The following is a 24436-nucleotide window of genomic DNA, read 5'->3' on the forward strand; positions in this document are numbered from 1 at the left end:
TACCACGCCGCCCCCTCCCCCACCGCCACCCGTGCGCGCCGTGCAGCCGCCCGACACGCGCGAAGCCGACATCGCCATCGAGCGCGAGAAGAAACGCCTGGAGCAGGAAAAGAAAGCCCGCGAACAGCAGCTTGAACGCGAGAAGCGCGAGCGCGAACGCAAGGAAGACGAGCGCCGCGACCGGCTGGAGCAGGAGAAAAAAGAGCGCCTGCAAAAGGAGCGCGAGAAAGAACGGGAGCGCGAGAAGGAAAAGGAACAGCGCGAGAAGCAACTGGCCGAACAGAAAAAGGCCGAGCAGGACAAACAGAAGAAGCTGGCCGAAGACAGGCGCAAGGCCGACGAAGCCGCCAAGCGCAAATCCGAGGCCGAAACCAAACAGCTGGCCGAACAGCGCGAAGCCAACCTGCGCCGCATGCAGGGGATGGCTGGGGCCACGGGTGGGGAGAACGCCACCGGGAGCGCCCAACGTAGTGCAGGTCCTTCGGGCAGCTACGGCGACAGAATCACAGCCAAAGTCAGGCCCAACATCGTTTTTCCCGATGCCATTGACGGGAATCCGCTAACCGACGTAGAAGTACGCGCCTCTCCTGATGGCACGATTGTTGGCATCCGTATTGTTAAATCAAGTGGCAACAAGGCTTGGGATGAGGCCGTAGTCCGCGCATTGCAGAAGACGGACACCTTGCCACGCGACGTGGATGGACGCATTCACCCATCACTAGTCATTGGCTTCAAGCCAAAGAACTGAGCCTCAAAACAAAACGCCCGGTATCTACCGGGCGTTTTTATAGTCTTTTAGGGCTCTACCGCCTGATGGATAAGCCCAAGCAGCTATCAATAAAATAGCAAACTGCCTGGCAACCTTCTTCCATCCGGTTTTACCGATCCCGCCGCTCCATGCGCCGATTCAGGTTCAGCGCCCCCAGCGTGCAGGCCACACCCGACAGCAGGTACACCGTCACCGCCAACAACCCAAACTGGGATGACAGGTACAGCGCCACCAGGGGGGCAAAGGCCGCGCCGATGATCCAGGCCAGGTCGGCCGACAGGGCGGCGCCCGTGTAGCGGTACTGGGGCGAGAAATTGGCCGTCACGGTGCCGGAGGCCTGGCCGTAGGACAGCCCCAGCAGCACAAAGCCCAGCAGCAGGAACATGGTGCTGCCCACTTCGCCCGAGTTGAGCAGCACAGGCGCCATGAAGCTGAACACGCCAATCAGCACCGCCATGCTGCCCAGCAGCTTGCGGCGGCCCAGGTGGTCCGACAGCCAGCCCGACACCATGATGGCGCCGGCGGCCAAGAAGGCGCCCACGATCTGCACGCCCAGGATCTGCGTGACGGGCTGCTCGGAATACAGCGTGATCCACGACAGCGGGAACACCGTGACCAGGTGGAACAGCGCAAAACTCGCCAGCGCCGCAAAGGCGCCCAGCAGCACGTTGCTGCCTTCGTCACGCACCACGCGGCTCACGGGCACGGGCTGCAGTTCACGGTCCTGCAGCAGCTCAGCGTACGACTGCCCTACCACCAGGCGCAGGCGGGCAAACAAGGCCACCACGTTCACCGCAAAAGCCACGAAGAAGGGATAGCGCCAGCCCCAGGCCAGGAACTCCTGCACGGAAAGGCTGCTGTACAGGTAGGCAAACAGGCTGGCCGCGAGAACAAAGCCCACCGGCGCCCCAAGCTGCCCGATCATGGCAAACCAGCCCCGGCGCTCCTTGGGGGCCGACATGGCCAGCAGCGACGGCAGGCCGTCCCACGAGCCGCCCAGCGCCAGCCCCTGGCCGATGCGCAGCACCAGCAGCGCCACCACGGCAGTCAGGCCGACATCCTTGTAGCCCGGCAAAAACGCCATGCCCACCGTGCACACCCCCAGCAGGAACAGCGCAATGGTCAGTTTGGTGCCCCGCCCCCAACGCCGCTGGACGGCCATGGAGACGGCCGTGCCCAGCGGCCGCACGACAAAAGCGACCGCCAGCAGCGCAAACGCCATCAGCGTGCCATCCAGGCGCGACAGGAAAGGAAACAGGAAGGACGGGAAGACGAGAACGCAGGCGATCCCGAAAACGAAGAAGTCGAAATACTCGGACGAGCGTCCGATGATCACGCCCACAGCGATTTCGCTGGGGGTGACGTCTTCATGCGTATCAGCCCGCGAGAGAGAGGCGGGGCTTTCTTCAAAGCCGGCCGCAGGGTAGGTGGCAGAGGCGGGGCTGCTCATGAACAGGGCTCCTTGTCGTTGTGTGGATAAGACAGCTTCGTTCTACACCCAAGTTCAATCGCCGACAAGTGCGCTTTCACTATGTCGGCCGCAGGACAAACCCTGCAAAACCCCGCTTTGGCACCGATTGGGAGCACCCCTCTTTGACCTTGGACAAAATGTCCAATGGACAAAAAAGCTAGCGCTATTACATTCGCGGGCAGTCTGTTATCCGCGTTTACCCTAGACCAAACGCTCTGCTTGCGCCCTTCACATGCTCAAACTTCCCCAACTTCGCGGACCTACCTGGTTGGCCGCCATCGCGGCCCTGGGCAGCCTTGCCGGCTGCAGCAAGGCCGTTGTCCTCAACCCGGCCGGTGACATTGCCGCCCAACAGGGCCAGATGGTCATCACCGCCACGCTGCTGATGCTGATCATCATCGTGCCGGTGATCGCCCTCACCCTGTTCTTTGCCTGGAAGTACCGCCAGGGCAACCCGGCCAACACCGAGGCCGACTACGACCCCGAATGGCACCACTCCACCTCGCTGGAGCTGGTGATCTGGACGGTGCCGCTGCTCATCATCATCGCCCTGGGGGCCTTGACCTGGATCGGCACCCACAAGCTCGACCCCTACCGGCCGCTGGACCGCATCGACGCCCAGCGCCCGCTGGACGCCAACGTCAAGCCACTGGAGGTGCAGGTGGTGGCCATGGACTGGAAGTGGCTGTTCTTCTACCCCGAGCTGGGCATCGCCACCGTGAACGAGCTGGCCGCACCGGTCGACCGACCCATCCTGTTCAAGCTCACCGCCACGTCCACGATGAACGCGTTCTACGTGCCCGACCTGGCCGGCATGATCTACGCCATGCCCGGCATGCAGACCGAGCTGAACGCCGTGATCAACAAGCCGGGCGTGTTCCCCGGCATGTCGTCGCATTACAGCGGCGCAGGCTTCTCGGGCATGACCTTCAAGTTCCACGGCCTGAGCGACAGTGACTTTGCCCAGTGGGTGCAAAAAGCCAAGACCGAGGGCAAGCCCCTCAACAAGGGCACCTACCTGAACCTGGTCAAGCCCAGCGAACGCGACCCCGTGCAGCGCTTTGCCTCGGTGGAAGAAGGCCTGTATGACAAGGTGCTCAACCGCTGCGTGGAAGACGGAAAGATGTGCATGCACCACATGATGGCCATCGACGCCAGCGGTGGCGATGCCTATGTGCGCGCCGTGGGCCTGAACCTGCCCCAGGACGTGTGCACCGTGCAGAACGCCGCCCAGGTGGTGGCCGCACTGGACGCCCGCAACACCGAACGCGCCAGCATCCGCCAATGATCCGTAGCGCGGGGCCGGCTACGGCCCCGTGCACAGCCAAAGAGACTCCCTATGTCCTCCGAAACCGTTTCCCCCTCCCACTGGGCCCTTGGCCGGCTCAACTGGGACGCCGTGCCGATGGCGCATGAGCCCATCGTGCTGTGGACCTTCATCGCCGTCGTGCTGGGCGGCATCGCCGTCATGGCCGGCATCACCAAGCTCCGCCTCTGGGGCCCCCTGTGGCGCGACTGGATCTGCAGCATCGACCACAAGAAGATCGGGATCATGTACATGATTCTGGGCATCGTCATGCTGCTGCGCGGCTTCGCCGACGCCGTCATGATGCGCCTGCAGCAGGCCATGGCCTTTGGCGACAACATGGGCTACCTGCCGCCGCACCACTACGACCAGATCTTCACCGCCCACGGCGTGATCATGATCTTCTTCGTGGCCATGCCGCTGGTCACGGGGCTGATGAACTACCTCGTGCCGCTGCAGATCGGCGCGCGCGACGTGTCCTTCCCCTTCCTGAACAACTTCAGCTTCTGGATGACCACGGCCGGCGCCGTGCTGGTGATGGTGTCGCTGTTCCTGGGCGAGTTCTCGACCTCGGGCTGGCTGGCGCTGTCCAACTTGGGCGCGCAAAGCCCCAGCACCGGGCTCGATTACTACATCTGGGCGCTGCAGATTGCCGGGGTGGGCACCACGCTCTCGGGCATCAACCTGATCGTCACCATCATCAAGATGCGTGCGCCGGGCATGAGCCTGATGAAGATGCCCGTGTTCACCTGGACCGCGCTGTGCACCAACGCGCTGATCGTGGCCTCGTTCCCCGTGCTCACCGCTGCCCTGGTGCTGATGTCGCTGGACCGCTATGTGGGTACCAATTTCTTCACCAACGAGCTGGGCGGCAACCCCATGCTCTACGTGAACCTGATCTGGATCTGGGGCCACCCCGAGGTCTACATCCTGATCCTGCCCTGCTTCGGCATCTTCTCGGAGGTGGTCGCCACCTTCTGCAAGAAGCGCCTGTTCGGCTACACCTCCATGGTCTACGCCACGGTCGTGATCACCATCCTGTCCTACCTGGTCTGGCTGCACCACTTCTTCACCATGGGCTCGGGCGCGAGCGTGAACACCTTCTTCGGCATCACGACGATGATCATCTCGATCCCGACGGGCGCGAAGATCTTCAACTGGCTGTTCACCATGTACAAGGGCCGCATCCGCTTCGAGCTGCCCATGATGTGGACCGTGGCCTTCATGGTCACCTTCGCCATCGGCGGCATGACCGGCGTGCTGCTGGCCGTGCCCCCGGCCGACTTCGTGCTGCACAACAGCCTGTTCCTGATCGCCCACTTCCACAACGTGATCATCGGCGGCGTGCTGTTCGGCCTGTTCGCCGGCATCAACTACTGGTACCCCAAGGCCTTTGGCTACAAGCTTGACCGCACCTGGGGCCTGCGCTCCTTCTGGCTGTGGGTGGTGGGTTTCTGGGTGGCCTTTGGTCCGCTGTATGTGCTGGGCCTGATGGGCGTGACCCGCCGTGCCAACCACTTTGAAGACCAGTCGCTGCAGATCTGGTTCGTGATCGCCGCCATCGGTGCAGCCATGATCGCGGCCGGCATTGCCTGCTTCCTGATCCAGATCGTGGTGAGCTACCTGAAGCGCGAAGAACTGCGCGACCACACTGGCGACCCCTGGGATGCCCGCACCCTGGAATGGGCCACGTCCTCGCCCCCACCCGACTACAACTTTGCCTTCACGCCCGTGGTGCACGAGATCGATGCCTGGTGGGACATGAAGAAGCATGGCTACCAGCGCCCACTCGCTGGCTTCGCTCCCATCCACATGCCGGCCAACACCGGCTCGGGTGCAGTGATCTCGGCGCTGTCGCTGGTGTTTGGCTTTGCACTGATCTGGCACATGTGGCTGCTGGCGGGCGCGTCGTTCGCGGCGCTGCTGCTGGCTGCCATCGTCCACACGTTCAACTACAAGCGTGACTTCTACATCCCGGCGTCCCAAGTGATTGCCACAGAAAACGCCCGCACACTCCAACTCGCACGCCATGTCTGAACTCCGCATCCAAGCAGGCGCCGCTGGCGCCCTGGCCCCGCGCGCGTACCACCTCGCGCACGAGCCCCACCCCGAAAACGGCACGGCCCTGGGCTTCTGGCTCTACCTGATGAGCGACTGCCTCATCTTCGCCGCCCTGTTCGCCACCTACGGTGTGCTGGGCCGCAGCTACGCGGCCGGCCCCACGGGCGCACAGCTGTTCGACCTGACGCTGGTGGCCATCAACACGGCCTTCCTGCTGCTGTCGTCCATCACCTTCGGCTTTGCCATGCTGCGCAAGCAGCGCGGCGATGTCAAAGGCACGCTGCTGTGGCTGGCCGTCACGGGCTTCTTCGGCCTGTGCTTTCTGGGCCTGGAACTCTATGAATTCGCCCACCTGATCCACCAGGGCGCTACGCCCCAGCGCAGCGCCTTCCTGTCGGCCTTCTTCACGCTGGTGGGCACCCACGGTCTGCACGTGACCTTCGGCCTGATCTGGCTGGTGGTGCTGATGGTGCAGATCGGCAAGCACGGCCTGATCCACGAGAACAAGCGTCGCCTGATGTGCCTGTCCATGTTCTGGCACTTTCTGGACGTGGTCTGGATCGGCGTGTTCACCTTTGTCTACCTGATGGGAGTGCTGTAAATGAGCGCCGCACAACACACGGCACACGCCGGACACGACCACCACGATGACCACCATGGCAACGTGGGCCCGCACAGCAGCCTGCGCGAATACGCCATCGGCTTCGTGCTGTCGGTCATCCTCACCGCCATCCCCTTCTGGCTGGTCATGGCCAAGGTGATCGCCGACCGCAACACCGCCGTGCTCGTGCTGGGGGGTTTTGCCGTGGTACAGATCCTGGTGCATATGGTGTACTTCCTGCACATGAACGGCAAGATCGAGGGCGGCTGGACCCTGCTGTCCACCATCTTCACCGTGGTCTTCGTGGCCATCGCCATCGCCGGCACACTGTGGGTCATGTTCCACATGAACGCCAACATGATGCCCGAGCACCCCACGTCCGCGCCTGCGGCGCATGAGGCGCCGGGACACACCACGCCTTGACATCCACCCCCCTCCCCACCACCCCGGGCGCCCCAGCCCGGCGGTGGCGCCAAGCGGTGCTCGCGCTCGTGGGCATCGCTTTGTTTTTGGGGTTCATTGCCCTGGGCACCTGGCAAGTCCAGCGCCGTGCCTGGAAGCTCACGCTCATGGAGCGTGTGGAACAGAGGGTGCATGCTGCACCCACGCCAGCCCCGCCCAGCAGCCAGTGGCTGCAGGTGAACGCAGCAGACCACGAGTACCTCACCGTCAGCCTCCAGGGCCGGTGGCTCGCCGAGAAAACCGTGCTCACCCAGGCCGTGACCGAGCTGGGCGCGGGGTTCTGGGTGATGACGCCCCTGCAGCAGGATGATGGCACCCAGGTGCTGGTGAACCGCGGCTTTGTGCCCCAGGACCAGCGCAGCCAGTGGCTGGCCACACCCCTGCCCGCCCCCACACCCGCCGCTGCGACGGTGTTGGGCCTGCTGCGCATGACGGAGCCAGACGGCGGCTTTTTGCGCAGCAACGACCCCGCACAGCAGCGCTGGTATTCGCGCGACGTGGCGGCCATCAGCCAGGCACAGCAACTGCCCCGGGCCGCGCCCTTCTTCGTGGACGCCGGACTGCCAGGCCCCCAGGGTGCTGCAGCGCCCACAAGCGCCCCATCCTGGCCCCGCGCGGGCATGACCGTGGTCCGGTTTCACAACAGCCACCTGGTGTACGCCCTGACCTGGTACGGCCTCGCGCTCATGGTTGCGGGGGCGGGCTGGTATGTGGCACGCTACGAGCGCCGCCGCCGATGAACAACACCCTTCGCACTGAGCCCACCGCCGCCCCGCCGCAGCGCAATGCGCGCTCGGCCGATGCCGCCGCCGGCATCAAGAACCTGCAGCAGCTGATCGAGCTGCGCTGGATTGCCGTGGTCGGCCAGGTGCTCACCATCGAGATGGCGCACTACAGCCTGAACCTGGCGCTGCCATTGCAAGAGATGCTGCTGGTGGTGGGCTGCCTGGCGGCCTTCAACGTGGTGAGCCTGCTGCGCCTGCGCACGGGCCGCGCGGTGCGCACCGTGGAGCTGTTTCTGGCCCTGCTGATCGATGTGGCCGTGCTCACGGTGCAGCTCTACCTGAGCGGCGGCACCAGCAACCCGTTCGTGTTCCTGTACCTGCTGCAGGTCACGCTGGGTGCCGTGCTGCTGCGGGGGGCCTACATCTGGTCCATCGTCGTCATCACGATCCTGTGTTTTGGCGCACTGGCCACGCACCACCTGCCCCTGCCCCTGCCGCAGGACCTGCACCAGGGCCTGTCGAGCCTGTATGTGCTGGGCCTGCTGGTCTGCTTTGTGCTCAATGCCACGCTGGTGATGGTCTTTATCACACGCATCAACCGAAACCTGCGTGAGCGCGACGCGCGCCTGGCGGCGGCCCGCAGGCGCCGGGTGGAAGAGGAGCACATCGTGCGCATGGGCCTGCTGGCCTCGGGGGCTGCGCACGAGCTGGGCACCCCGCTGTCCACGCTGGCTGTGATCCTGGGCGACTGGCAGCACGACAAGCGCCTGGCCGCCAACACCGCACTGCAGGAAGACATCCAGGAGATGCAGACCCAGGTGCAGCGCTGCAAGAGCATCGTGAGCGGCATCCTGCTGTCGGCCGGCGAGACACGCGGCGAAGAATCGGTGCAGACCACCGTGCGCACCTTCGTCGATGCCCTGGCCGTGGAATGGCGCAGCACCCGCTCGATGCCGCAGTTCATCTACGACAACGATTTCGGCACCGACACGCCGATGGTGTCGGACACCACGCTCAAGCAAATGGTGTTCAATGTGCTGGACAATGCGCGCGATGCCTCGCCGGGCTGGGTCCGCCTGGCGGTCACGCGCAATGCCGATGCCCTGCACATCACCGTGACCGACACCGGCCCCGGCTTTGCCCCCGGCATGCTGGCCAAGCTGGGTACGCCCTACCAGTCCTCCAAGAACCGCCCGGGCGGGGGGCTGGGCCTGTACCTGGTGCTCAACGTGGCCCGCACGCTGGGGGGCAGCGTGGCCGCACGCAACCGGGCCGAAGGGGGCGCAGAAGTCACCATCGCGCTGCCCCTGGCGGCCATCGCATTGCCTGGAGCCAAAGCCTGACACCATGGATACCGACGAAGACCCGCAAGAACAACGCCTGCTGCTGATCGTGGAAGACGACGAGGCCTTTGCGCGCACGCTGGCCCGCTCGTTCGAGCGGCGCGGCTACCGCGTGCTGCAGGCCGCCAGCCTGCCCGAAGTGGAGGCCCTGCTCAACGCGCACACCCCCGGCTATGCGGTGGTAGATCTGAAGCTCAAGGGCGAGGCATCGGGCCTGGCCTGCGTGCAGAAGCTCCATGCCGCCAGCGAGGACATGCTCATCGTGGTCCTGACCGGCTTTGCCAGCATTGCCACGGCGGTGGAGGCCGTGAAGCTCGGTGCCTGCCACTACCTGGCCAAGCCCTCCAACACCGACGACATCGAGGCGGCCTTCGGGCTCAAGGACGGCAACACCGAGGTCGAACTGACCAACCGCTCCAGCTCCATCAAGACGCTGGAGTGGGAGCGCATCAACGAGGTGCTGGCCGAGACCGGCTTCAACCTCTCGGAAGCTGCGCGGCGCCTGGGCATGCACCGCCGCACGCTCACGCGCAAGCTCGACAAGAAGCAGGTCCGGTAAGGCGGCAGGGCCAGGCGCCGCGTTCGGCCGCCACAGTGCGGATCAAGCACCCACCCCAGGCCCGGCCTGCAGCATCTGCCGCTCGAAGGCCCGCAGGCGCTTGTAGATCGAGATCTGCTCCACCACCGTGCTCCAGTTCTGCACGAGAAACTGGAACGACTCCATCACCTTGTCGAACGCCCGCGCGATCTGCTGCATCACCCCCAGCGTGATCACCCCCGCAATCAGCGTGGGGCCCAGGGCCACCAACGGCACCAGCACGCTCACCTGCAGGTAGGACCACTTCACCACATCGAAGTACAGGTAGTTGAAAAACAACCGAAAGTAATTGCGCCGCACGGCGGCAAACAGCTCAGCCGCCGTAGGGGGCGAGGCGCGGGCCGGGTCATCCTCCCCCAGCACCAGCTCCTTGCGGTACGCGGCCTCTACACGCTGGTTATGGAACTCCAGCCCCGGCAGCCGCACGCCCACGACGGCCAACACCAGCGTGCCGCCCAGTGACCAGACCAGCGCCACCCAGACCAGTGAATGGGGCACAGCCCCGATCAGCGGAAGCGCCGTGACCTTGTCCGAGAGCGCCCACAGCACCGGCAGAAACGCGCCCAGCGTCATGAGGCTGCGCATGAAGCTCAAGCCCAGGTCCTCCATGGTGCGCGCGAAGCGCATGGTGTCCTCCTGCACGCGCTGGGCTGCGCCCTCGATGTGGCGCAAGCGCGGCCAGGCAGCCATGTAGTGCTCATTCATGGCCTGCCGCCAGCGGAAGATGTAGTGTTTGCTGAAGAAATCCACCAGCACCGCCGTCGTCACATACAGCATGGCGATGCGCGCAAAGGTCAAGAGCTGGCCCCAGAACTGCTCGGCCGAGATGCTGCCGGGTTTGCCCAGGGCCTCCTGGATCAGGTCGTAGAAGCTGCCAAACCAGTCATTGATCTGAACATCCAGCTGAACGCGGTAGGCGGTGGCCAGCAAGATCACGGCCGAGCCAAGCAGGGACCAGGCCCACCACCGGCGGGCAAAGAAGAAGGATTTGAACATCGTGGGCGCTGTGTTGGTATGACTCTTCGGGCACCATGAAAAGGTTGCGAACAGGCTCTGAGTGTGGCCCTGCGGGAACGTTCCGCACGGCCCGCATGCCCTGCGGACAGGCTGCATAGGGTACCGCGCCCCGCCATGCTGTGCGGAGCAGGGCCAAGAACCTGTTCCATGTTTCTTTGGAGATCGCGTTGGGAGTGCCATCGGGATTTCGGCCGCGCGCCCGCACGCAGCGGCAGTTCCCCCTACGCCATCTGCCCCCGGTGCGCGGCGCGCATGGGCACTGAAGAGCCATTGCCGACCAGCAGGTGGGAATTGGCGCCTTCGCACAAGGCCTGCTCCAGTGCTGCAACATCCCGTGCGGCCCCAGAGCGCGGCCGCAAGCGCCAACCCGATGAGCCTCCAAGCCCCGCGCAGGGTGCCTTCGGCTCACTGTTCCCCTTGCCGGGCCCGGAGAGGACTCTCACCTCCTGGTGGGTGCCCCCTGCCGGGCGCAGCAAAAAAAAGCGGCCCCGAAGGGCCGCTGGGTGGGGACCGGAGACCGAGGCCTCCGTCCGCAGATCACGCCATCAGCAAGCAGCGGCCGCCGAAGCAGGCACGGCCTTGGCGGCTTGCGCGTACTCGTCGATCTGGTCGAAGTTCATGTAGCGGTAGACGCTCGCCTTGTCGGCATCGATCACGCCCATTTCCTTGAGGTACTCGTCCTTGGAAGGCAGGTAGCCCAGGCGCGATGCGATGGCGGACAGCTCGGCCGAGCCCAGGTACACATTCGTGTTCTTGCCCAGGCGGTTGGGGAAGTTGCGGGTGCTGGTGGAGATCACCGTGGCACCTTCACGCACCTGCGCCTGGTTGCCCATGCACAGCGAGCAGCCCGGCATTTCGGTGCGCGCACCGGCCGTGCCGAAAGCGGCGTAGTGGCCTTCCTTGATCAGCTCGTTCTGGTCCATCTTGGTGGGTGGAGCCACCCACAGCTTGACGGGGATGTCGCGCTGGCCGCCCAGCAGCTTGGCCGCTGCACGGAAATGGCCGATGTTGGTCATGCACGAGCCGATGAAGGCTTCGTCGATCTTGGTGCCGGCCACTTCGGACAGGAACTTGGCGTCGTCCGGGTCGTTCGGGCAGCAGACGATGGGTTCCTTGATGTCGGCCAGGTCGATTTCGATCACGGCAGCGTATTCGGCGTCCTTGTCGGCTTCGAGCAGGTCGGGCTTGGCCAGCCAGGCCTCGACCTTTTCGATGCGGCGCTGCAGCGTCTTGGCGTCGGCATAACCATCAGCGATCATGTTCTTCATCAGAACGATGTTCGAGGTCAGGTACTCCTTGATCGGCTCGGGGTTGAGCTTGATCGTGCAGCCAGCGGCAGAGCGCTCGGCCGATGCGTCGGACAGCTCGAACGCCTGCTCGACCTTCAGGTCTGGCAAGCCTTCGATTTCGAGGATGCGGCCCGAGAAGGCGTTGATCTTGCCGGCCTTGGCCACGGTCAGCAGACCGGCCTTGATGGCGTACAGCGGGATCGCGTGCACCAGATCGCGCAGGGTCACGCCGGGCTGCATGTCACCCTTGAAGCGCACCAGGATGGATTCGGGCATGTCCAGGGGCATCACGCCCGTGGCGGCGCCGAAGGCCACCAGGCCGGAGCCTGCGGGGAAGGAGATGCCGATGGGGAAGCGCGTGTGCGAGTCACCACCCGTGCCCACGGTGTCGGGCAGCAGCAGGCGGTTGAGCCAGCTGTGGATCACGCCGTCGCCCGGGCGCAGGGCCACGCCGCCACGGTTGGAGATGAACGCGGGCAGCTCACGGTGGGTCTTCACGTCCACAGGCTTGGGGTAGGCGGCCGTGTGGCAGAAGGACTGCATCACGAGGTCGGCCGAGAAGCCCAGGCAGGCCAGGTCCTTCAGCTCATCGCGCGTCATGGGGCCGGTGGTGTCCTGCGAGCCCACGGTGGTCATCTTGGGTTCGCAGTAGGTACCGGGGCGCACGCCCTGGCCTTCTGGCAGGCCGACGGCGCGGCCGACCATCTTCTGGGCCAGCGTGAAACCGGCCTTCGTCGCCACGGGGGCGGTGGGCAGGCGGAACGCGTTGGACGCGGGCAGGCCCAGGAATTCGCGGGCCTTGGCTGTCAGCGAACGGCCGATGATGAGGTTGATGCGGCCGCCGGCGCGCACTTCGTCGAACAGCACATCGCTCTTGAGCTGGAACTCCGCCACGGTGGCGCCGTTCTTGACGATCTTGCCGTCGTAAGGCAGCACGTCGATCACGTCGCCCATTTCGAGCTTGGACACGTCCACTTCGATCGGCAGCGAACCGGAGTCTTCCTGCGTGTTGAAGAAGATGGGCGCGATCTTGCCGCCCAGCGTGACGCCGCCGAAGCGCTTGTTGGGCACGAAGGGGATGTCCTGGCCCGTGGCCCAGACGATGGAGTTGGTGGCCGACTTGCGCGAAGAACCGGTGCCCACCACGTCGCCCACGTAGGCGACCAGGTGGCCCTTCTTCTTCAGGTCGTCGATGAACTGCATGGGGCCGCGCTTGCCGTCTTCTTCGGGCTTGAAAGCCGCGTCGGGACGGGTGTTCTTGAGCATGGCCAGGTAGTGCAGCGGGATGTCAGGACGGCTCCAGGCATCGGGTGCGGGCGACAGGTCGTCGGTATTGGTCTCGCCGGGCACCTTGAACACGGTGACGGTGATCTTCTTGTCGACTTCGGGGCGCGAGGTGAACCACTCGGCGTTGGCCCAGCTTTGCATCACTTCCTGGGCCTTGGCGTTGCCGGCCTTGGCCTTGGTCGCCACGTCGTTGAAGAAGTCGAACATCAGCAGCGTCTTCTTGAGCGCGTCAGCAGCGACGCCCGCCACGTCGGCGTCGTCCAGCAACTCGATCAGGGGGTGCACGTTGTAACCGCCCACCATGGTGCCCAGCAGCTCGGTGGCCTTGGCCTTGGAAATCAGGCCGACCTGGATGTCACCGTGCGCCACGGCAGCCAGGAAGCTGGCCTTCACCTTGGCAGCATCGTCCACGCCCGGCGGCACGCGGTGCGTGAGCAGGTCCAGCAGGAACGCGTCTTCGCCTGCGGGCGGGGTCTTGATCAGCTCGATCAGGTCGGCCACTTGCTTGGCATCCAGCGGCAGCGGCGGGATGCCCAGGGCGGCGCGCTCGGCCACGTGGTCACGGTAGGCTTTCAACATCATTTTTCTCCGGTTGCGTTCTAAAGTGGGGCGGCGTGTGGTGCAAGGCGCGCCATCCATGCGATGGCACAGCCTGCGGGCACGCTGTTTGAAATCTTGTTGCTCTGTGTCCTGTCCGGCGGGCCTTACTTGGCAATGGGCTCCAGCACGCTCACAGGGGGGTTCTTCTTGATGGCTTCGGCCACCACATGCTGCTCGGGGCTCATGCATTCATCGGCCAGGCGCTGGCCGAGCTTCTGGTTCATCAGCATGGACTTGTTGGCGATCTGCAGCCAGACAGCGCCACCCTTCTGGTCTTCCAGGCGCACCGTGCCGGTGGTGGTGGCCACGGGCGACATGAAGTACTTGAAGCCCTTGCCTTCCACGTGGAAGTGGCCCGGCGTGGTGGAGTCGGCCGTCACCGTGACAAAAGCGCCCAGCTCGCAGGGCATGCGGCCCGTGTGCACACGCTCGGCAATGGCCAGCTCGGCCGGCGAGAGGGCTGCTTCGGCGGCCATGATGCCGGCCGCCACCTGGCTGGTCGCACTCTTGAGCTGGGTGCGGCTGCTGGTGGGCTCGGCCTTGGCCACAGCGGTCTTCTTGGCTGCAGGCTCCTTGGCCGCAGCCTTGGTGGACTTGGTCTCGGATTTAGCGGCCGTCTTGGGCGCGGGTTTGGCGGCGGGTTTGGCTGCGGCCGCCTTGGCCTCGGATTTGGCCGCAGGCTGGGCTGGCGCTGTTTGTGCCAGCGCAATGGCCGGTGCCAGCAGCAAGAGGGCAGAAGCAAAGAAGGATTTCATGGAGGGTCCTGCGTTGGGATGTTCCAGCGAGTTCACGATGGAACGACAGCCGATGCGTCAAACCATGGACGCACAGGCAAAGGAAGCACACGCCCGGTGCGGTGGGCGCGTTCAAGGAGCTGCCAGTAAAAACGGTAGCTGGCACGGTCATGCAGCACACCGTCAAAACTGATGGGAGCCCAATCAGCCTGAGCGGCAGCTGCTATTATTTTTGAAGCATTTTCAATATCATCCTGCTGCGGCGCGAAGGCCTGCAGGATGGGGCGAATCTGCGCGGGGTGAATGCTCCACATGCGGGTGTAGCCCAGTTCCTGCGCGGCACGGCGGGCCGCGCCCTGCATGGCCGCAGTGTCAGAAAATTCGGTCACCACGCAATGCGAGGGCACCTTGCCATGGGCATGGCAGGCGGCGGCAATCTCGAGCTTGGCCCGCACCACCAGCGGGTGGGCAAACTGCCCGGCCGACGTCATGCCCTGGGCCGGGATCGCCCCGCCATGGGCCGACACAAAGTCCATGAGGCCGAAGCTCAGGCTCTGCACCCGGGGGTGGGCGGCAATGTCAAAGGCCCGGTGCACGGCAGCGGGGGACTCGATCAGCACATGGATGGGAAGCCGGGGGACCGATGCGCGCTCCAGCGCACGCTCCACCTGCAGCACGTCGTCCACGGACTCCACCTTGGGCACCATGATGTGGCAGAGCCTGTGGCCTGCTTCGCCCGCGATGGTGGCGATGTCATTGGCAAATGCCGGGTGGTCGACCGCATGCACACGGGCAGCGACCCGGGCCGTGGGCCCGGCGCCCAGTGCCAGGCTGGCCACCAGCCGCGCATGGTCGGACTCGAAACCGACCGGAGCGCCGTCTTCGCAATCCAGGGTGACATCAAAGACGCAGGTACCCAGCTCCTGCGCCATCTCGGCCTGCAGCTGCAGGCTTTTGCGCATGCGTGCTTCCACACCACTGTAGTGGTCGCACACCGGCAGGAATCCTGTCTGCGCCTGCGCACCCAGCAGCACATCCCGTGGATGCGCACCGCCGGACTGCAGGGCAGAAGAGAGCGCAGCACCCTGCCCCTGCGCGGGGACCTGGGCGGCCCGAAGGCCCGATGCCATGGGCGTCGGCTGCATTGCGTTCACGGGGTTTGCTTACAGCAGGTGCTTGACGCCGTCTTGCTCGCCTTGCAGTTCGGCCAGCGTCTTGTTGATGCACTCTTGCGAGAAGGCATCGATCGCCAGGCCTTCGACGATCTTGTACTCGCCGTTTTCGCAGGTGACGGGGAAGCCGAACATCGTGTCCTTGGGGATGCCGTACTGGCCGTCCGATGGGATACCCATGGTGACCCACTTGCCGTTGGTGCCCAGGGCCCAGTCGCGCATGTGGTCAATGGCAGCGTTGGCAGCCGAGGCAGCCGACGACAGGCCACGGGCTTCGATGATGGCAGCGCCGCGCTTGCCCACGGTGGGCAGGAAGGTGTTGGCGTTCCATTCCTGGTCGTTGATCATCTGGGCGACGCTTTCGCCGTTGATGGTGGCGAAACGGTAGTCGGCGTACATCGTGGGCGAGTGGTTGCCCCAGACGGTCAGCTTTTCGATGTCGGCCACGGCCTTGCCGGTCTTGGCAGCGATCTGGCTGGCAGCGCGGTTGTGGTCCAGGCGCAGCATGGCGGTGAAGTTCTTGCGTGGCAGGTCAGGGGCCGACTTCATGGCGATGTAGGCGTTGGTGTTGGCGGGGTTGCCAACGACCAGCACCTTCACGTTGCGCGAGGCCACGGCGTTCAGGGCCTTGCCTTGTGCCGTGAAGATGGCACCGTTGACCGCCAGCAGCTCGGCGCGTTCCATGCCAGGGCCGCGTGGGCGCGAACCGACCAGCAGGGCGTAGTCGGCATCCTTGAAGGCCGTCATGGGGTCGCTGTGCGCGGTCATTTCGACGAGCAGCGGGAATGCGCAGTCGTCCAGTTCCATCATCACGCCCTTGAGCGCCTTTTGCGGGCCTTCGACAGGAACTTCCAGCAGTTGCAGGATGACCGGCTGGTCCTTGCCCAGCATTTCGCCGGAGGCGATACGGAACAGCAGGGCGTAACCGATTTGACCAGCAGCACCGGTGACGGCGACGCGAACAGGCTTCTTGCTCATGATGAAAACTCCAGGGAAGTAAGGAAAACAGGTGTGAGTGCAACGCAAGCACCAGCGCCTGTTACCAGCAGCCCGTGCCCCGCAAAACAGCCTTGGAGTTTACCCCCGATTCGACACCCCGGTCAATTTGTCTTATGTCTTATATAAGATATGATTGCAACCCGTTTGTCGTTCGTTTGTCATGTGGCAACCGCTGCGCCACACCACAACCCACGCGCCCCACCCGCCATGTCATCCCTGCCGCTCGCCGCCGACAACCCCGCCACGCCTTCCGGCGCAGCGGGCGCCACCACGCCGGCGTTCAGCCCGCTGTACCAGCAGATCAAGGGCCTGATCCTGCAAAGCCTGCAACAGGGCGAATGGAAACCCGGCGAGGCGATCCCCAGCGAGATGGAGCTGGCCGCGCGCTTCCGGGTGAGCCAGGGCACGGTGCGCAAGGCCATCGACGAACTGGCCGCCGAGAACCTCGTGATGCGCCGCCAGGGCAAGGGCACGTTTGTGGCCACCCACGCCGAGCAGCATGTGCAATACCGCTTTTTGAAGCTGCTGCCCGACACCGGCGACGCCCGGGTCGAAGGCCCGGCCCAGCGCCGCGTGATCGAATGCCGCCGCATGCGCGCCAGCGCCGATGTGGCGCGCGCCCTGGCCCTGCGCAGCGGCGATGCCGTCATGCAGGCCAAGCGCATCCTGTCGTTTGCCGGGGTGCCCACCATCCTCGAAGACATCTGGCTGCCCGGACAGGCCTTCAAGGGCCTCACGGCCGAGCAGTTGGCCAACTACCAGGGCCCCACCTACGCCATGTTCGAGCTGGATTTCGGCGTGCGCATGGTGCGTGCCGAAGAAAAGATCCGCGCCGTGCTGCCCGACGCGGAACAGGCCCAGCTGCTGCAGATTCCCCCCGCCACGCCGCTTTTGAGCGTCGAGCGGATTGCCTACACCTACAACGATGTTCCCATGGAGTTACGCCGCGGGCTCTACCTCACCGACACCCACCACTACCGTAATGAACTGAACTGACAACAAGCTGGCACCCGAGCATTCACGTCAAAAATTCCGATGGGGTCAAACCCCTCATTGTTGCGTTGCAATAGAATTTTGCGTTCTTTGCATCTCCGAATTACAAAGAAGTTACATCCACGAAAGCACTCAACATGACCGAGCTTGCCAAAAAACGGCCTGAATTCCGCAACATCAATGCCTTCAAGGACCTCACCACCTACCGCATGACCCCTGCGGCGTGGGTTTCGATCCTGCACCGCGCCAGCGGGCTGATCATGTTCCTGCTGTTGCCTTTCATCATCTGGATGTTTGACACCTCGGTGTCGTCCGAAATCTCGTTCGCCAAATTCTCGGCGGCCTTCAACATCGGCATCGGCTTCGTGCCCGGCTGGTTCATCAAGCTCGTGGCCCTGGCGCTGATCTGGTCATACCTGCACCACTTCTGTGCCGGCCTGCGCCACCTGTGGATGGATGTGAGCCACAGCGCCGTGAACAAGCAGTTCGGCAAGACCTCGGCCCTCTCCGTTTTCGCGGTGAGCATCGCACTGGCCCTGGTGCTGGGCGCCAAGCTGTTCGGCCTGTACTGATCAACCCACAAAACGGCGGCTGCTGCCAGGCAGGGCCCGCCGAAGAACGAGAGGAAATTCCCATGTCCGTCAATTACGGTTCCAAGCGCGTCGTCGTCGGCGCCCACTATGGCCTGCGCGACTGGCTCAGCCAGCGCGTCACAGCAGTCCTGATGGCCCTGTTCACCCTGGCCCTGCTGGCCCAGGTCATCTTTTCCAAGGGCCCCATCGGCTACGACAAATGGGCCGGCATCTTCTCGGCCCAGTGGATGAAGGTGCTGACCTTCTCCGTGATCATTGCACTGGCCTGGCACGCCTGGATCGGCCTGCGCGAAGTCTTGATGGACTACATCAAGCCCGTGGGCCTGCGCCTGGCACTGCAGGTGTTCAGCATCGTCTGGCTGGTCGGCTGCGCCGGCTGGGGCATCCAAGTTCTGTGGCGTCTCTGATTGATCCCCGCGACTGAAGGCAAAAAATAATGAGCTACACCAACGCTAACATCACCAAGCGCAAGTTCGACGTCGTCATCGTCGGTGCCGGCGGCTCCGGCATGCGCGCCGCGCTTGAACTCTCCCGTGCAGGCCTGAACGTGGCCTCGCTGTCCAAAGTGTTCCCCACCCGCTCGCACACCGTGGCGGCCCAAGGCGGCGTAAGCGCCTCGCTGGGCAACATGAGCGAGGACAACTGGCATTACCACTTCTACGACACCATCAAGGGCTCCGACTGGCTGGGCGACCAGGACGCCATCGAATTCATGTGCCGCGAAGCACCCAACGTGGTGTATGAGCTGGAGCACTTCGGCATGCCGTTCGACCGCAACCCCGACGGCACCATCTACCAGCGCCCCTTCGGCGGCCACACCGCCAACTATGGCGAAAAGCCCGTGCAACGCGCCTGCGCTGCGGCCGACCGCACCGGCCACGCCATGCTGCACACGCTGTACCAGCAGAACGTGAAGGCCAAGACGAACTTCTTCGTCGAATGGATGGCCCTGGACCTGATCCGCGACGCCGACGGCGACGTGGTGGGCGTGACGGCCCTCGAAATGGAAACCGGCGACCTGTACATCCTGGAAGCCAAGACCGTGCTGCTGGCCACCGGTGGTGCCGGCCGCATCTTCGCCGCATCGACCAACGCCTTCATCAACACCGGTGACGGCCTGGGCATGGCCGCACGGGCCGGCATCCCGCTGCAGGACATGGAGTTCTGGCAGTTCCACCCCACCGGCGTGGCCGGCGCGGGCGTGCTGCTGACCGAAGGCTGCCGTGGCGAAGGCGCCATCCTGCTCAACAGCAACGGCGAGCGCTTCATGGAGCGCTATGCGCCCACGCTGAAGGACCTGGCCCCCCGCGATTTCGTGTCCCGCTCGATGGACCAGGAAATCAAGGAAGGCCGTGGCTGCGGCCCCAACAAGGACTACGTGCTGCTCAAGCTCGACCACCTGGGCGCCGACACCATCCACAAACGCCTGCCTTCGGTGTACGAAATCGGCGTCAACTTCGCCAACGTGGACATCACCAAGGAGCCGATCCCCGTGGTGCCCACCATCCACTACCAGATGGGCGGCGTGCCCACCAACATCAATGGCCAGGTCGTCACCCATGACGGCACGAGCAACAAGGTCGTCAATGGCCTGTATGCCGTGGGCGAATGCTCCTGCGTGAGCGTGCACGGCGCCAACCGCCTGGGCACCAACTCGCTGCTGGACCTGCTGGTGTTCGGCAAGGCCGCGGGCCGCCACATCGTCGAGTTCAACAACAAGAACAAGGAGCACAAGCCCCTGCCAGCCGATGCGGCCGACCGCACGCTGGAGCGCCTGAACCAGCTCGACAAATCCACGGGCGGCATCTACTCGCAGGCCCTGGCGGGCGACATCCGCTCGGCCATGCAGCAACACGCCGGCGTGTTCCGCACCCAGGCCAGCATGGACGAAGGCGTCAAGAAGATCGCCGAGCTGCGCAGCCGCGTGGCCGGCGTCACGCTGCAGGACAAGTCCAAGGTGTTCAACACCGCCCGCATCGAAGCGCTGGAAGTGGACAACCTGATCGAAGTGGCCCAGGCCACGATGGTGTCGGCCGCAGCCCGCAAGGAATGCCGTGGCGCCCACACGGTGTACGACTACGAGCAGCCTGCCGACCACCCCACGGCACCGCTGGGCCGCAACGATGCCGAGTGGATGAAGCACACCCTCTGGCACAGCGCCGACAACAGCCTGACCTACAAGCCAGTGAACCTCAAGCCCCTGACGGTGGACAGCGTGCCCCCCAAGGTCCGGACGTTCTAAACAGTAGCCCCACGAGAGCAGAACCATGCAAAAGCGCACATTCCAAATCTACCGCTACGATCCGGACAAGGACGCCAAGCCCTACATGCAGACCATCGAGATCGAACTCGACGGCCACGAGCGCATGCTGCTGGACGCCCTGGTCAAGCTCAAGGAACAAGACCCCACGCTGTCCTTCCGCCGCTCCTGCCGCGAAGGCGTGTGCGGCTCCGACGCCATGAACATCAATGGCAAGAACGGCCTGGCCTGCCTCACGAACATGAACACCCTCAAGGGCACCATTGTTCTGAAGCCCCTGCCCGGCCTGCCGGTGATCCGCGACCTGATCGTGGACATGACGCAGTTCTTCAAGCAGTACAACTCGATCAAGCCCTACCTGATCAACGAAGGCCTGCTGCCCGAGAAGGAACGCCTGCAAAGCCCCGAAGAGCGCGACGAGCTCAACGGCCTGTACGAGTGCATCCTGTGCGCCAGCTGCTCCACCAGCTGCCCCAGCTTCTGGTGGAACCCCGACAAGTTCGTAGGCCCCGCCGGCCTGCTGCAGGCCTACCGCTTCATCGCCGACAGCCGTGACGACGCCACCGGTGCGCGCCTCGACAACCTCGAAGACCCGTACCGCCTGTTCCGCTGCCACACCATCATGAACTGCGTGGACGTGTGCCCCAAGGGCCTGAACCCCACGAAGGCCATCGGCAAGATCAAGGAACTGATGGTGCGCCGCGCCGTCTGAGCCTGCCCCCCTGCTGAGCACCAGGCCATGGAATCCACGTCCATCCCATCCATCACGACCACGCCAGCGGCGGCCTCGCCGCTGCTGGACGCGCGTGAACTGAGCAAGCTGCACTGGCGCTGCCGGCGCGGCCTGCTGGAGAACGATCTGTTCATCGAGCAGTTCTTCACCCGCTACGAATCGACGCTGACCCAGCGCCACGCGCAGGGCATGCGCGCATTGATGGACCTGGCGGACAACGACCTTCTGGACCTGCTGCTGCAGCGGCGCGAGCCAGCAGGCGAGCAAGACACAGAAGAAGCACGCGAAGTGCTCGGCATGCTGAGACAAAGTGGCGGCACCCCCACGGCCCTGCAGGCCTGACGCCGCCCACAAGCACGCCCAAGACCGGATCACTATCGGCAACCTACCCAAGGAAAGTAACAATGAAGCTAGCTGACAACAAAGCCACCCTGTCCTTCAGCAATGGCAGCCCCAGCGTGGACCTGCCGGTCTACCAGGGCAGCATTGGCCCGGATGTCATCGACATCCGCAAGCTGTACGCGCAGACGGGCATGTTCACCTATGACCCCGGCTTCCTGTCAACGGCAGCCACCCAGTCCGCCATCACCTACATCGATGGCGACAAGGGCGAGCTGCTGTACCGCGGCTACCCCATTGAGCAGTTGGCTGAAAACTGCGACTTCCTGGAAACCTGCCACCTGCTGCTGTACGGTGACCTGCCGAACGAAGCCCAGAAGACCGACTTCACCAGCCGCGTGACCAACCACACCATGGTCAACGAGCAGATGCAGTTCTTCCTGCGTGGCTTCCGCCGCGACGCGCACCCCATGGCCGTGCTGACCGGCCTGGTGGGCGCCCTGTCGGCCTTCTACCACGACAGCACGGACATCAACAATCCGCAGCACCGCGAGATCGCCGCGATCCGCCTGATCGCCAAGATGCCCACGCTGGTCGCCATGGCCTACAAGTACGGCATGGGCCAGCCCTACATGTACCCGCAGAACAACCTGTCCTACGCAGGCAACTTCCTGCGCATGATGTTCGGCACGCCCTGCGAAGAGTACAAGGTCAACCCCGTGCTGGAACGCGCACTCGACCGCATCTTCATCCTGCACGCAGACCACGAACAGAACGCCTCGACCTCCACGGTGCGCCTGTGCGGCTCGTCGGGCACCAACCCGTTTGCGGCCATCGCCGCCGGCGTGGCCTGCCTGTGGGGCCCTGCCCACGGTGGTGCCAACGAAGCAGCCCTGAACATGCTGTACGACATCCAGGCCCAAGGTGGCGTGGAAAAGATCGGCGACTTCATCAAGCAGGTCAAGGACAAGAACTCCGGCGTCAAGCTCATGGGCTTTGGCCACCGCGTGTACAAGAACTACGACCCCCGCGCCAAGCTCATGCAAGAGACTTGCAATGAAGTGCTGGCCGAGCTGGGCCTGGAAAACGACCCGCTGTTCAAGCTGGCCAAGGAACTGGAAAAGATCGCCTTGGAAGACGACTACTTCGTGCAGCGCAAGCTCTACCCGAACGTGGACTTCTACTCCGGCATCGTGCAGCGCGCCATCGGCATCCCGGTGAACCTGTTCACCGGGATCTTCAGCCTGGCCCGCACCGTGGGCTGGATCGCCCAGCTGAACGAAATGATCGGCGACCCCGAGTACAAGATCGGCCGCCCCCGCCAGCTGTTCACGGGCTCCGAGCGCCGCGACGTGCCGCCCCTGGCCAAGCGCTGATCGGCGCGGCGCTCCGCGCCGTACCACCACCCCTCAAAGCCCGCAGGCAGTGCCTGCGGGCTTTTTTCATGCTCCATCGGCAGTGCATCAGCACAAGCCAGTCAATACTCCCCCTGAGTAATAGGCTTTTTGATACCCGTAGCGCAATCAGAATATGCGCTTGTCTTTTATACTGCCACCCAGTACGCTCCATTTGCTGGCCAGCGACCACCCGCCCATGCCCCACACTCCAGAAGACAAGCAACGCGCCATCACCCGCCTGCGCCGCATCAAAGGCCAGGCCGAGGCGCTGGAACGGGCGGTGGAGGCGGGCAGCGACTGCGCCCCCATCCTGCAACAGCTGGCGGCCATGCGCGGTGCCGTGCACGGGCTGATGGCCGACCTGCTGGACAGCCATGTGCGCGAGACGCTGGCCGAACAGCCCGCGCCGTCGCAGCAGGCCATTGACGAAACCCTCGCGTTGCTGCGCTCGTACCTCAAGTAAACAGCGCCCATCGCGCTTTCCATGACTTTTTCCCCAAGGAGCCACCCCATGAAATCCCGCGCCGCCGTCGCCTTCAAAGCCGGAGAACCCCTGCAGATCGTCGAGATCGACGTGGCCCCGCCGAAAAAGGGCGAAGTGCTGATCCGCATCACCGACACGGGCGTCTGCCACACCGACGCCTTCACCCTCAGCGGTGACGACCCCGAGGGCCTGTTCCCCGTGGTGCTGGGCCATGAGGGCGCGGGCATCGTGGTCGAAGTCGGCGAAGGCGTGACCAGCGTGCAGCCCGGCGACCACGTCATCCCGCTCTACACCGCCGAATGCGGCGAGTGCCTGTTCTGCAAGAGCGGCAAGACCAACCTGTGCGTGGCCGTGCGCGCCACGCAAGGCAAGGGCGTGATGCCCGACGGCACCACCCGCTTCAGCTACAACGGCCAGCCCATTTACCACTACATGGGCTGCAGCACCTTCAGCGAATACACCGTGGTGGCCGAGGTCTCGCTCGCCAAGGTCAACCCCAACGCCAACCCCGAGCAGGTCTGCCTGCTGGGCTGCGGCGTGACCACCGGCCTGGGCGCCGTCAAGAACACCGCCAAGGTGCAGGAGGGCGACACCGTGGCCGTGTTCGGCCTGGGCGGCATTGGCCTGGCGGTCATCCAGGGCGCCAAGCTGGCCAAGGCCGGGCGCATCATCGCCGTGGACACAAACCCCTCCAAGTTCGACCTCGCGCGCACCTTCGGCGCCACCGACTGCATCAACCCCAAGGACCACGACAAGCCGATCCAGCAGGTCATCGTGGAGATGACGACCTGGGGCGTGGACCACAGCTTTGAGTGCATCGGCAACGTGAACGTGATGCGCGCCGCGCTGGAATGCGCGCACCGGGGCTGGGGCCAGAGCGTGATCATCGGCGTGGCCGGTGCGGGCCAGGAGATCAGCACCCGCCCCTTCCAGCTTGTCACCGGCCGCAAGTGGCTGGGCACGGCGTTTGGCGGCGTCAAGGGCCGCAGCGAGCTGCCCGGCATGGTCGAAGATGCGATGGCCGGCAAGATCCAGCTGGAGCCGTTCGTGACCCACACCATGGGCCTCAAGGACATCAACGAAGCGTTTGACTTGATGCACGAGGGCAAGTCCATCCGCTCCGTGGTCAAGTACGCGGCCTGAACCTGCACAGCAGGCAAGCATTTGAGGCAAAAACAGCCTCCAGCGCTTGTCCAATAAGCG

Annotated in this window: 23 protein-coding genes; 17 read left to right on the plus strand and 6 right to left on the minus strand. The window is 64.4% G+C overall.

From position 1 onward, the window contains the following. The coding region (tolA, locus tag DBV10_RS20960; protein ID WP_124515498.1) for a cell envelope integrity protein TolA at positions 1-748 on the plus strand (748 nt) is incomplete at its 5' end. Between the two features lie 130 nt (positions 749-878). On the opposite strand, the gene DBV10_RS20965 is transcribed toward tolA, so the two are convergent. Continuing rightward, positions 879-2219 carry an MFS transporter gene (locus tag DBV10_RS20965; RefSeq protein ID WP_124515499.1) on the minus strand — a complete coding sequence of 447 codons (1341 nt, stop codon included), beginning with the start codon at positions 2217-2219 and terminating at the stop codon, positions 879-881. A 253-nt stretch (positions 2220-2472) separates the two neighbouring features. On the opposite strand from DBV10_RS20965, the gene cyoA reads away from it, so the two are divergent. From cyoA to DBV10_RS21000, 7 genes are read left to right on the plus strand one after another with little or no spacing between them, the layout of a single operon-like run. Continuing rightward, positions 2473-3528, plus strand: a complete 1056-nt coding sequence (cyoA, locus tag DBV10_RS20970) for a ubiquinol oxidase subunit II (RefSeq protein WP_124515500.1) — start codon at positions 2473-2475, stop codon at positions 3526-3528. A gap of 51 nt (positions 3529-3579) precedes the next feature. Next, the gene (gene cyoB / locus DBV10_RS20975) at positions 3580-5583 is read left to right on the plus strand and encodes a cytochrome o ubiquinol oxidase subunit I (protein ID WP_124515501.1); all 2004 of its coding nucleotides are present in this window, start codon (positions 3580-3582) and stop codon (positions 5581-5583) included. Then, positions 5576-6208, plus strand: a complete 633-nt coding sequence (gene cyoC, locus DBV10_RS20980; RefSeq protein WP_124515502.1) for a cytochrome o ubiquinol oxidase subunit III — start codon at positions 5576-5578, stop codon at positions 6206-6208. Before cyoB ends, cyoC begins: the two co-directional genes overlap by 8 nt. Continuing rightward, entirely contained in the window at positions 6209-6631 is a 423-nt protein-coding gene (cyoD, locus tag DBV10_RS20985; protein ID WP_124515503.1) for a cytochrome o ubiquinol oxidase subunit IV, read from the plus strand. Further along, positions 6628-7410: an SURF1 family protein gene (locus DBV10_RS20990; RefSeq protein ID WP_305010723.1), complete on the plus strand. Its 783-nt coding sequence runs from the start codon at positions 6628-6630 to the stop codon at positions 7408-7410. The genes cyoD and DBV10_RS20990 overlap by 4 nt, the downstream gene beginning before the upstream one ends. After that, positions 7407-8738 carry an ATP-binding protein gene (locus DBV10_RS20995; RefSeq protein WP_124515504.1) on the plus strand — a complete coding sequence of 444 codons (1332 nt, stop codon included), beginning with the start codon at positions 7407-7409 and terminating at the stop codon, positions 8736-8738. The genes DBV10_RS20990 and DBV10_RS20995 overlap by 4 nt, the downstream gene beginning before the upstream one ends. A 4-nt stretch (positions 8739-8742) precedes the next feature. Beyond that, positions 8743-9297, plus strand: coding sequence for a response regulator transcription factor (locus tag DBV10_RS21000; RefSeq protein WP_124515505.1), 555 nt, complete (start codon positions 8743-8745; stop codon positions 9295-9297). Positions 9298-9339: 42 nt separating this feature from the next. Here the strand turns inward: DBV10_RS21000 and sbmA are convergent, their stop codons facing one another. The 5 genes from sbmA to DBV10_RS21025 form a co-directional block, all read right to left on the minus strand. Further along, on the minus strand, positions 9340-10332 hold the full coding sequence (sbmA, locus tag DBV10_RS21005; RefSeq protein WP_124515506.1) for a peptide antibiotic transporter SbmA: 993 nt from the start codon (positions 10330-10332) through the stop codon (positions 9340-9342). Positions 10333-10898: 566 nt separating this feature from the next. Beyond that, the gene (gene acnB / locus DBV10_RS21010) at positions 10899-13508 is read right to left on the minus strand and encodes a bifunctional aconitate hydratase 2/2-methylisocitrate dehydratase (protein ID WP_124515507.1); all 2610 of its coding nucleotides are present in this window, start codon (positions 13506-13508) and stop codon (positions 10899-10901) included. A 125-nt stretch (positions 13509-13633) separates the two neighbouring features. Further along, the gene (locus DBV10_RS21015) at positions 13634-14284 is read right to left on the minus strand and encodes a hypothetical protein (RefSeq protein ID WP_124515508.1); all 651 of its coding nucleotides are present in this window, start codon (positions 14282-14284) and stop codon (positions 13634-13636) included. Between the two features lie 32 nt (positions 14285-14316). Continuing rightward, positions 14317-15408, minus strand: coding sequence for a CoA ester lyase (locus DBV10_RS21020; protein ID WP_124515519.1), 1092 nt, complete (start codon positions 15406-15408; stop codon positions 14317-14319). A gap of 18 nt (positions 15409-15426) precedes the next feature. After that, positions 15427-16413, minus strand: a complete 987-nt coding sequence (locus tag DBV10_RS21025) for a malate dehydrogenase (protein WP_124515509.1) — start codon at positions 16411-16413, stop codon at positions 15427-15429. A gap of 228 nt (positions 16414-16641) precedes the next feature. Between DBV10_RS21025 and DBV10_RS21030 the strand changes: the two genes are divergently transcribed. The 9 genes from DBV10_RS21030 (at position 16642) to DBV10_RS21070 (ending at position 24376) form a co-directional block, all read left to right on the plus strand. Continuing rightward, entirely contained in the window at positions 16642-17430 is a 789-nt protein-coding gene (locus DBV10_RS21030; RefSeq protein WP_124515510.1) for a GntR family transcriptional regulator, read from the plus strand. Between the two features lie 134 nt (positions 17431-17564). Beyond that, positions 17565-17999, plus strand: a complete 435-nt coding sequence (gene sdhC, locus DBV10_RS21035; protein WP_094287186.1) for a succinate dehydrogenase, cytochrome b556 subunit — start codon at positions 17565-17567, stop codon at positions 17997-17999. Positions 18000-18061: 62 nt separating this feature from the next. After that, positions 18062-18427, plus strand: a complete 366-nt coding sequence (sdhD, locus tag DBV10_RS21040) for a succinate dehydrogenase, hydrophobic membrane anchor protein (protein ID WP_124515511.1) — start codon at positions 18062-18064, stop codon at positions 18425-18427. 29 nt (positions 18428-18456) lie between these two features. Further along, a complete protein-coding gene (gene sdhA, locus DBV10_RS21045; RefSeq protein WP_124515512.1) occupies positions 18457-20262 on the plus strand; it encodes a succinate dehydrogenase flavoprotein subunit in 1806 nt (601 codons plus the stop codon). 25 nt (positions 20263-20287) lie between these two features. Continuing rightward, positions 20288-20992: a succinate dehydrogenase iron-sulfur subunit gene (locus DBV10_RS21050; RefSeq protein WP_124515513.1), complete on the plus strand. Its 705-nt coding sequence runs from the start codon at positions 20288-20290 to the stop codon at positions 20990-20992. A gap of 27 nt (positions 20993-21019) precedes the next feature. Then, complete coding sequence (locus DBV10_RS21055) at positions 21020-21355, plus strand: succinate dehydrogenase assembly factor 2 (RefSeq protein ID WP_124515514.1); 336 nt, start codon at positions 21020-21022, stop codon at positions 21353-21355. A gap of 62 nt (positions 21356-21417) precedes the next feature. Beyond that, positions 21418-22728: a citrate synthase gene (locus DBV10_RS21060; RefSeq protein WP_124515515.1), complete on the plus strand. Its 1311-nt coding sequence runs from the start codon at positions 21418-21420 to the stop codon at positions 22726-22728. Between the two features lie 217 nt (positions 22729-22945). Beyond that, positions 22946-23212 carry a metal/formaldehyde-sensitive transcriptional repressor gene (locus DBV10_RS21065; RefSeq protein ID WP_124515516.1) on the plus strand — a complete coding sequence of 89 codons (267 nt, stop codon included), beginning with the start codon at positions 22946-22948 and terminating at the stop codon, positions 23210-23212. A 48-nt stretch (positions 23213-23260) separates the two neighbouring features. Further along, positions 23261-24376 carry an S-(hydroxymethyl)glutathione dehydrogenase/class III alcohol dehydrogenase gene (locus DBV10_RS21070; RefSeq protein ID WP_124515517.1) on the plus strand — a complete coding sequence of 372 codons (1116 nt, stop codon included), beginning with the start codon at positions 23261-23263 and terminating at the stop codon, positions 24374-24376. The last annotated feature ends 60 nt before the right edge of the window (positions 24377-24436 follow it).

The sequence above is a fragment of the Acidovorax sp. FJL06 genome, assembly GCF_003852545.1.
Lineage (GTDB): Bacteria > Pseudomonadota > Gammaproteobacteria > Burkholderiales > Burkholderiaceae_C > Acidovorax.

What these genes read in the sequence shown, in the direction of transcription:
- DBV10_RS21060 (WP_124515515.1), top strand. Translation starts at nt 21,418, where the DNA reads ATGAAGCTAGCTGACAACAAAGCCACCCTGTCCTTCAGCAATGGCAGC.
- cyoA (WP_124515500.1), top strand. Translation starts at nt 2,473, where the DNA reads ATGCTCAAACTTCCCCAACTTCGCGGACCTACCTGGTTGGCCGCCATC.
- cyoB (WP_124515501.1), top strand. Translation starts at nt 3,580, where the DNA reads ATGTCCTCCGAAACCGTTTCCCCCTCCCACTGGGCCCTTGGCCGGCTC.
- DBV10_RS21015 (WP_124515508.1), bottom strand. Translation starts at nt 14,284, where the DNA reads ATGAAATCCTTCTTTGCTTCTGCCCTCTTGCTGCTGGCACCGGCCATT.
- sdhD (WP_124515511.1), top strand. Translation starts at nt 18,062, where the DNA reads ATGTCCGTCAATTACGGTTCCAAGCGCGTCGTCGTCGGCGCCCACTAT.
- sbmA (WP_124515506.1), bottom strand. Translation starts at nt 10,332, where the DNA reads ATGTTCAAATCCTTCTTCTTTGCCCGCCGGTGGTGGGCCTGGTCCCTG.
- DBV10_RS21025 (WP_124515509.1), bottom strand. Translation starts at nt 16,413, where the DNA reads ATGAGCAAGAAGCCTGTTCGCGTCGCCGTCACCGGTGCTGCTGGTCAA.
- DBV10_RS21020 (WP_124515519.1), bottom strand. Translation starts at nt 15,408, where the DNA reads ATGCAGCCGACGCCCATGGCATCGGGCCTTCGGGCCGCCCAGGTCCCC.
- DBV10_RS20965 (WP_124515499.1), bottom strand. Translation starts at nt 2,219, where the DNA reads ATGAGCAGCCCCGCCTCTGCCACCTACCCTGCGGCCGGCTTTGAAGAA.
- DBV10_RS21000 (WP_124515505.1), top strand. Translation starts at nt 8,743, where the DNA reads ATGGATACCGACGAAGACCCGCAAGAACAACGCCTGCTGCTGATCGTG.
- DBV10_RS21055 (WP_124515514.1), top strand. Translation starts at nt 21,020, where the DNA reads ATGGAATCCACGTCCATCCCATCCATCACGACCACGCCAGCGGCGGCC.
- sdhA (WP_124515512.1), top strand. Translation starts at nt 18,457, where the DNA reads ATGAGCTACACCAACGCTAACATCACCAAGCGCAAGTTCGACGTCGTC.
- DBV10_RS21070 (WP_124515517.1), top strand. Translation starts at nt 23,261, where the DNA reads ATGAAATCCCGCGCCGCCGTCGCCTTCAAAGCCGGAGAACCCCTGCAG.
- cyoD (WP_124515503.1), top strand. Translation starts at nt 6,209, where the DNA reads ATGAGCGCCGCACAACACACGGCACACGCCGGACACGACCACCACGAT.
- DBV10_RS20995 (WP_124515504.1), top strand. Translation starts at nt 7,407, where the DNA reads ATGAACAACACCCTTCGCACTGAGCCCACCGCCGCCCCGCCGCAGCGC.
- DBV10_RS21065 (WP_124515516.1), top strand. Translation starts at nt 22,946, where the DNA reads ATGCCCCACACTCCAGAAGACAAGCAACGCGCCATCACCCGCCTGCGC.
- acnB (WP_124515507.1), bottom strand. Translation starts at nt 13,508, where the DNA reads ATGTTGAAAGCCTACCGTGACCACGTGGCCGAGCGCGCCGCCCTGGGC.
- cyoC (WP_124515502.1), top strand. Translation starts at nt 5,576, where the DNA reads ATGTCTGAACTCCGCATCCAAGCAGGCGCCGCTGGCGCCCTGGCCCCG.
- DBV10_RS21050 (WP_124515513.1), top strand. Translation starts at nt 20,288, where the DNA reads ATGCAAAAGCGCACATTCCAAATCTACCGCTACGATCCGGACAAGGAC.
- sdhC (WP_094287186.1), top strand. Translation starts at nt 17,565, where the DNA reads ATGACCGAGCTTGCCAAAAAACGGCCTGAATTCCGCAACATCAATGCC.
- DBV10_RS21030 (WP_124515510.1), top strand. Translation starts at nt 16,642, where the DNA reads ATGTCATCCCTGCCGCTCGCCGCCGACAACCCCGCCACGCCTTCCGGC.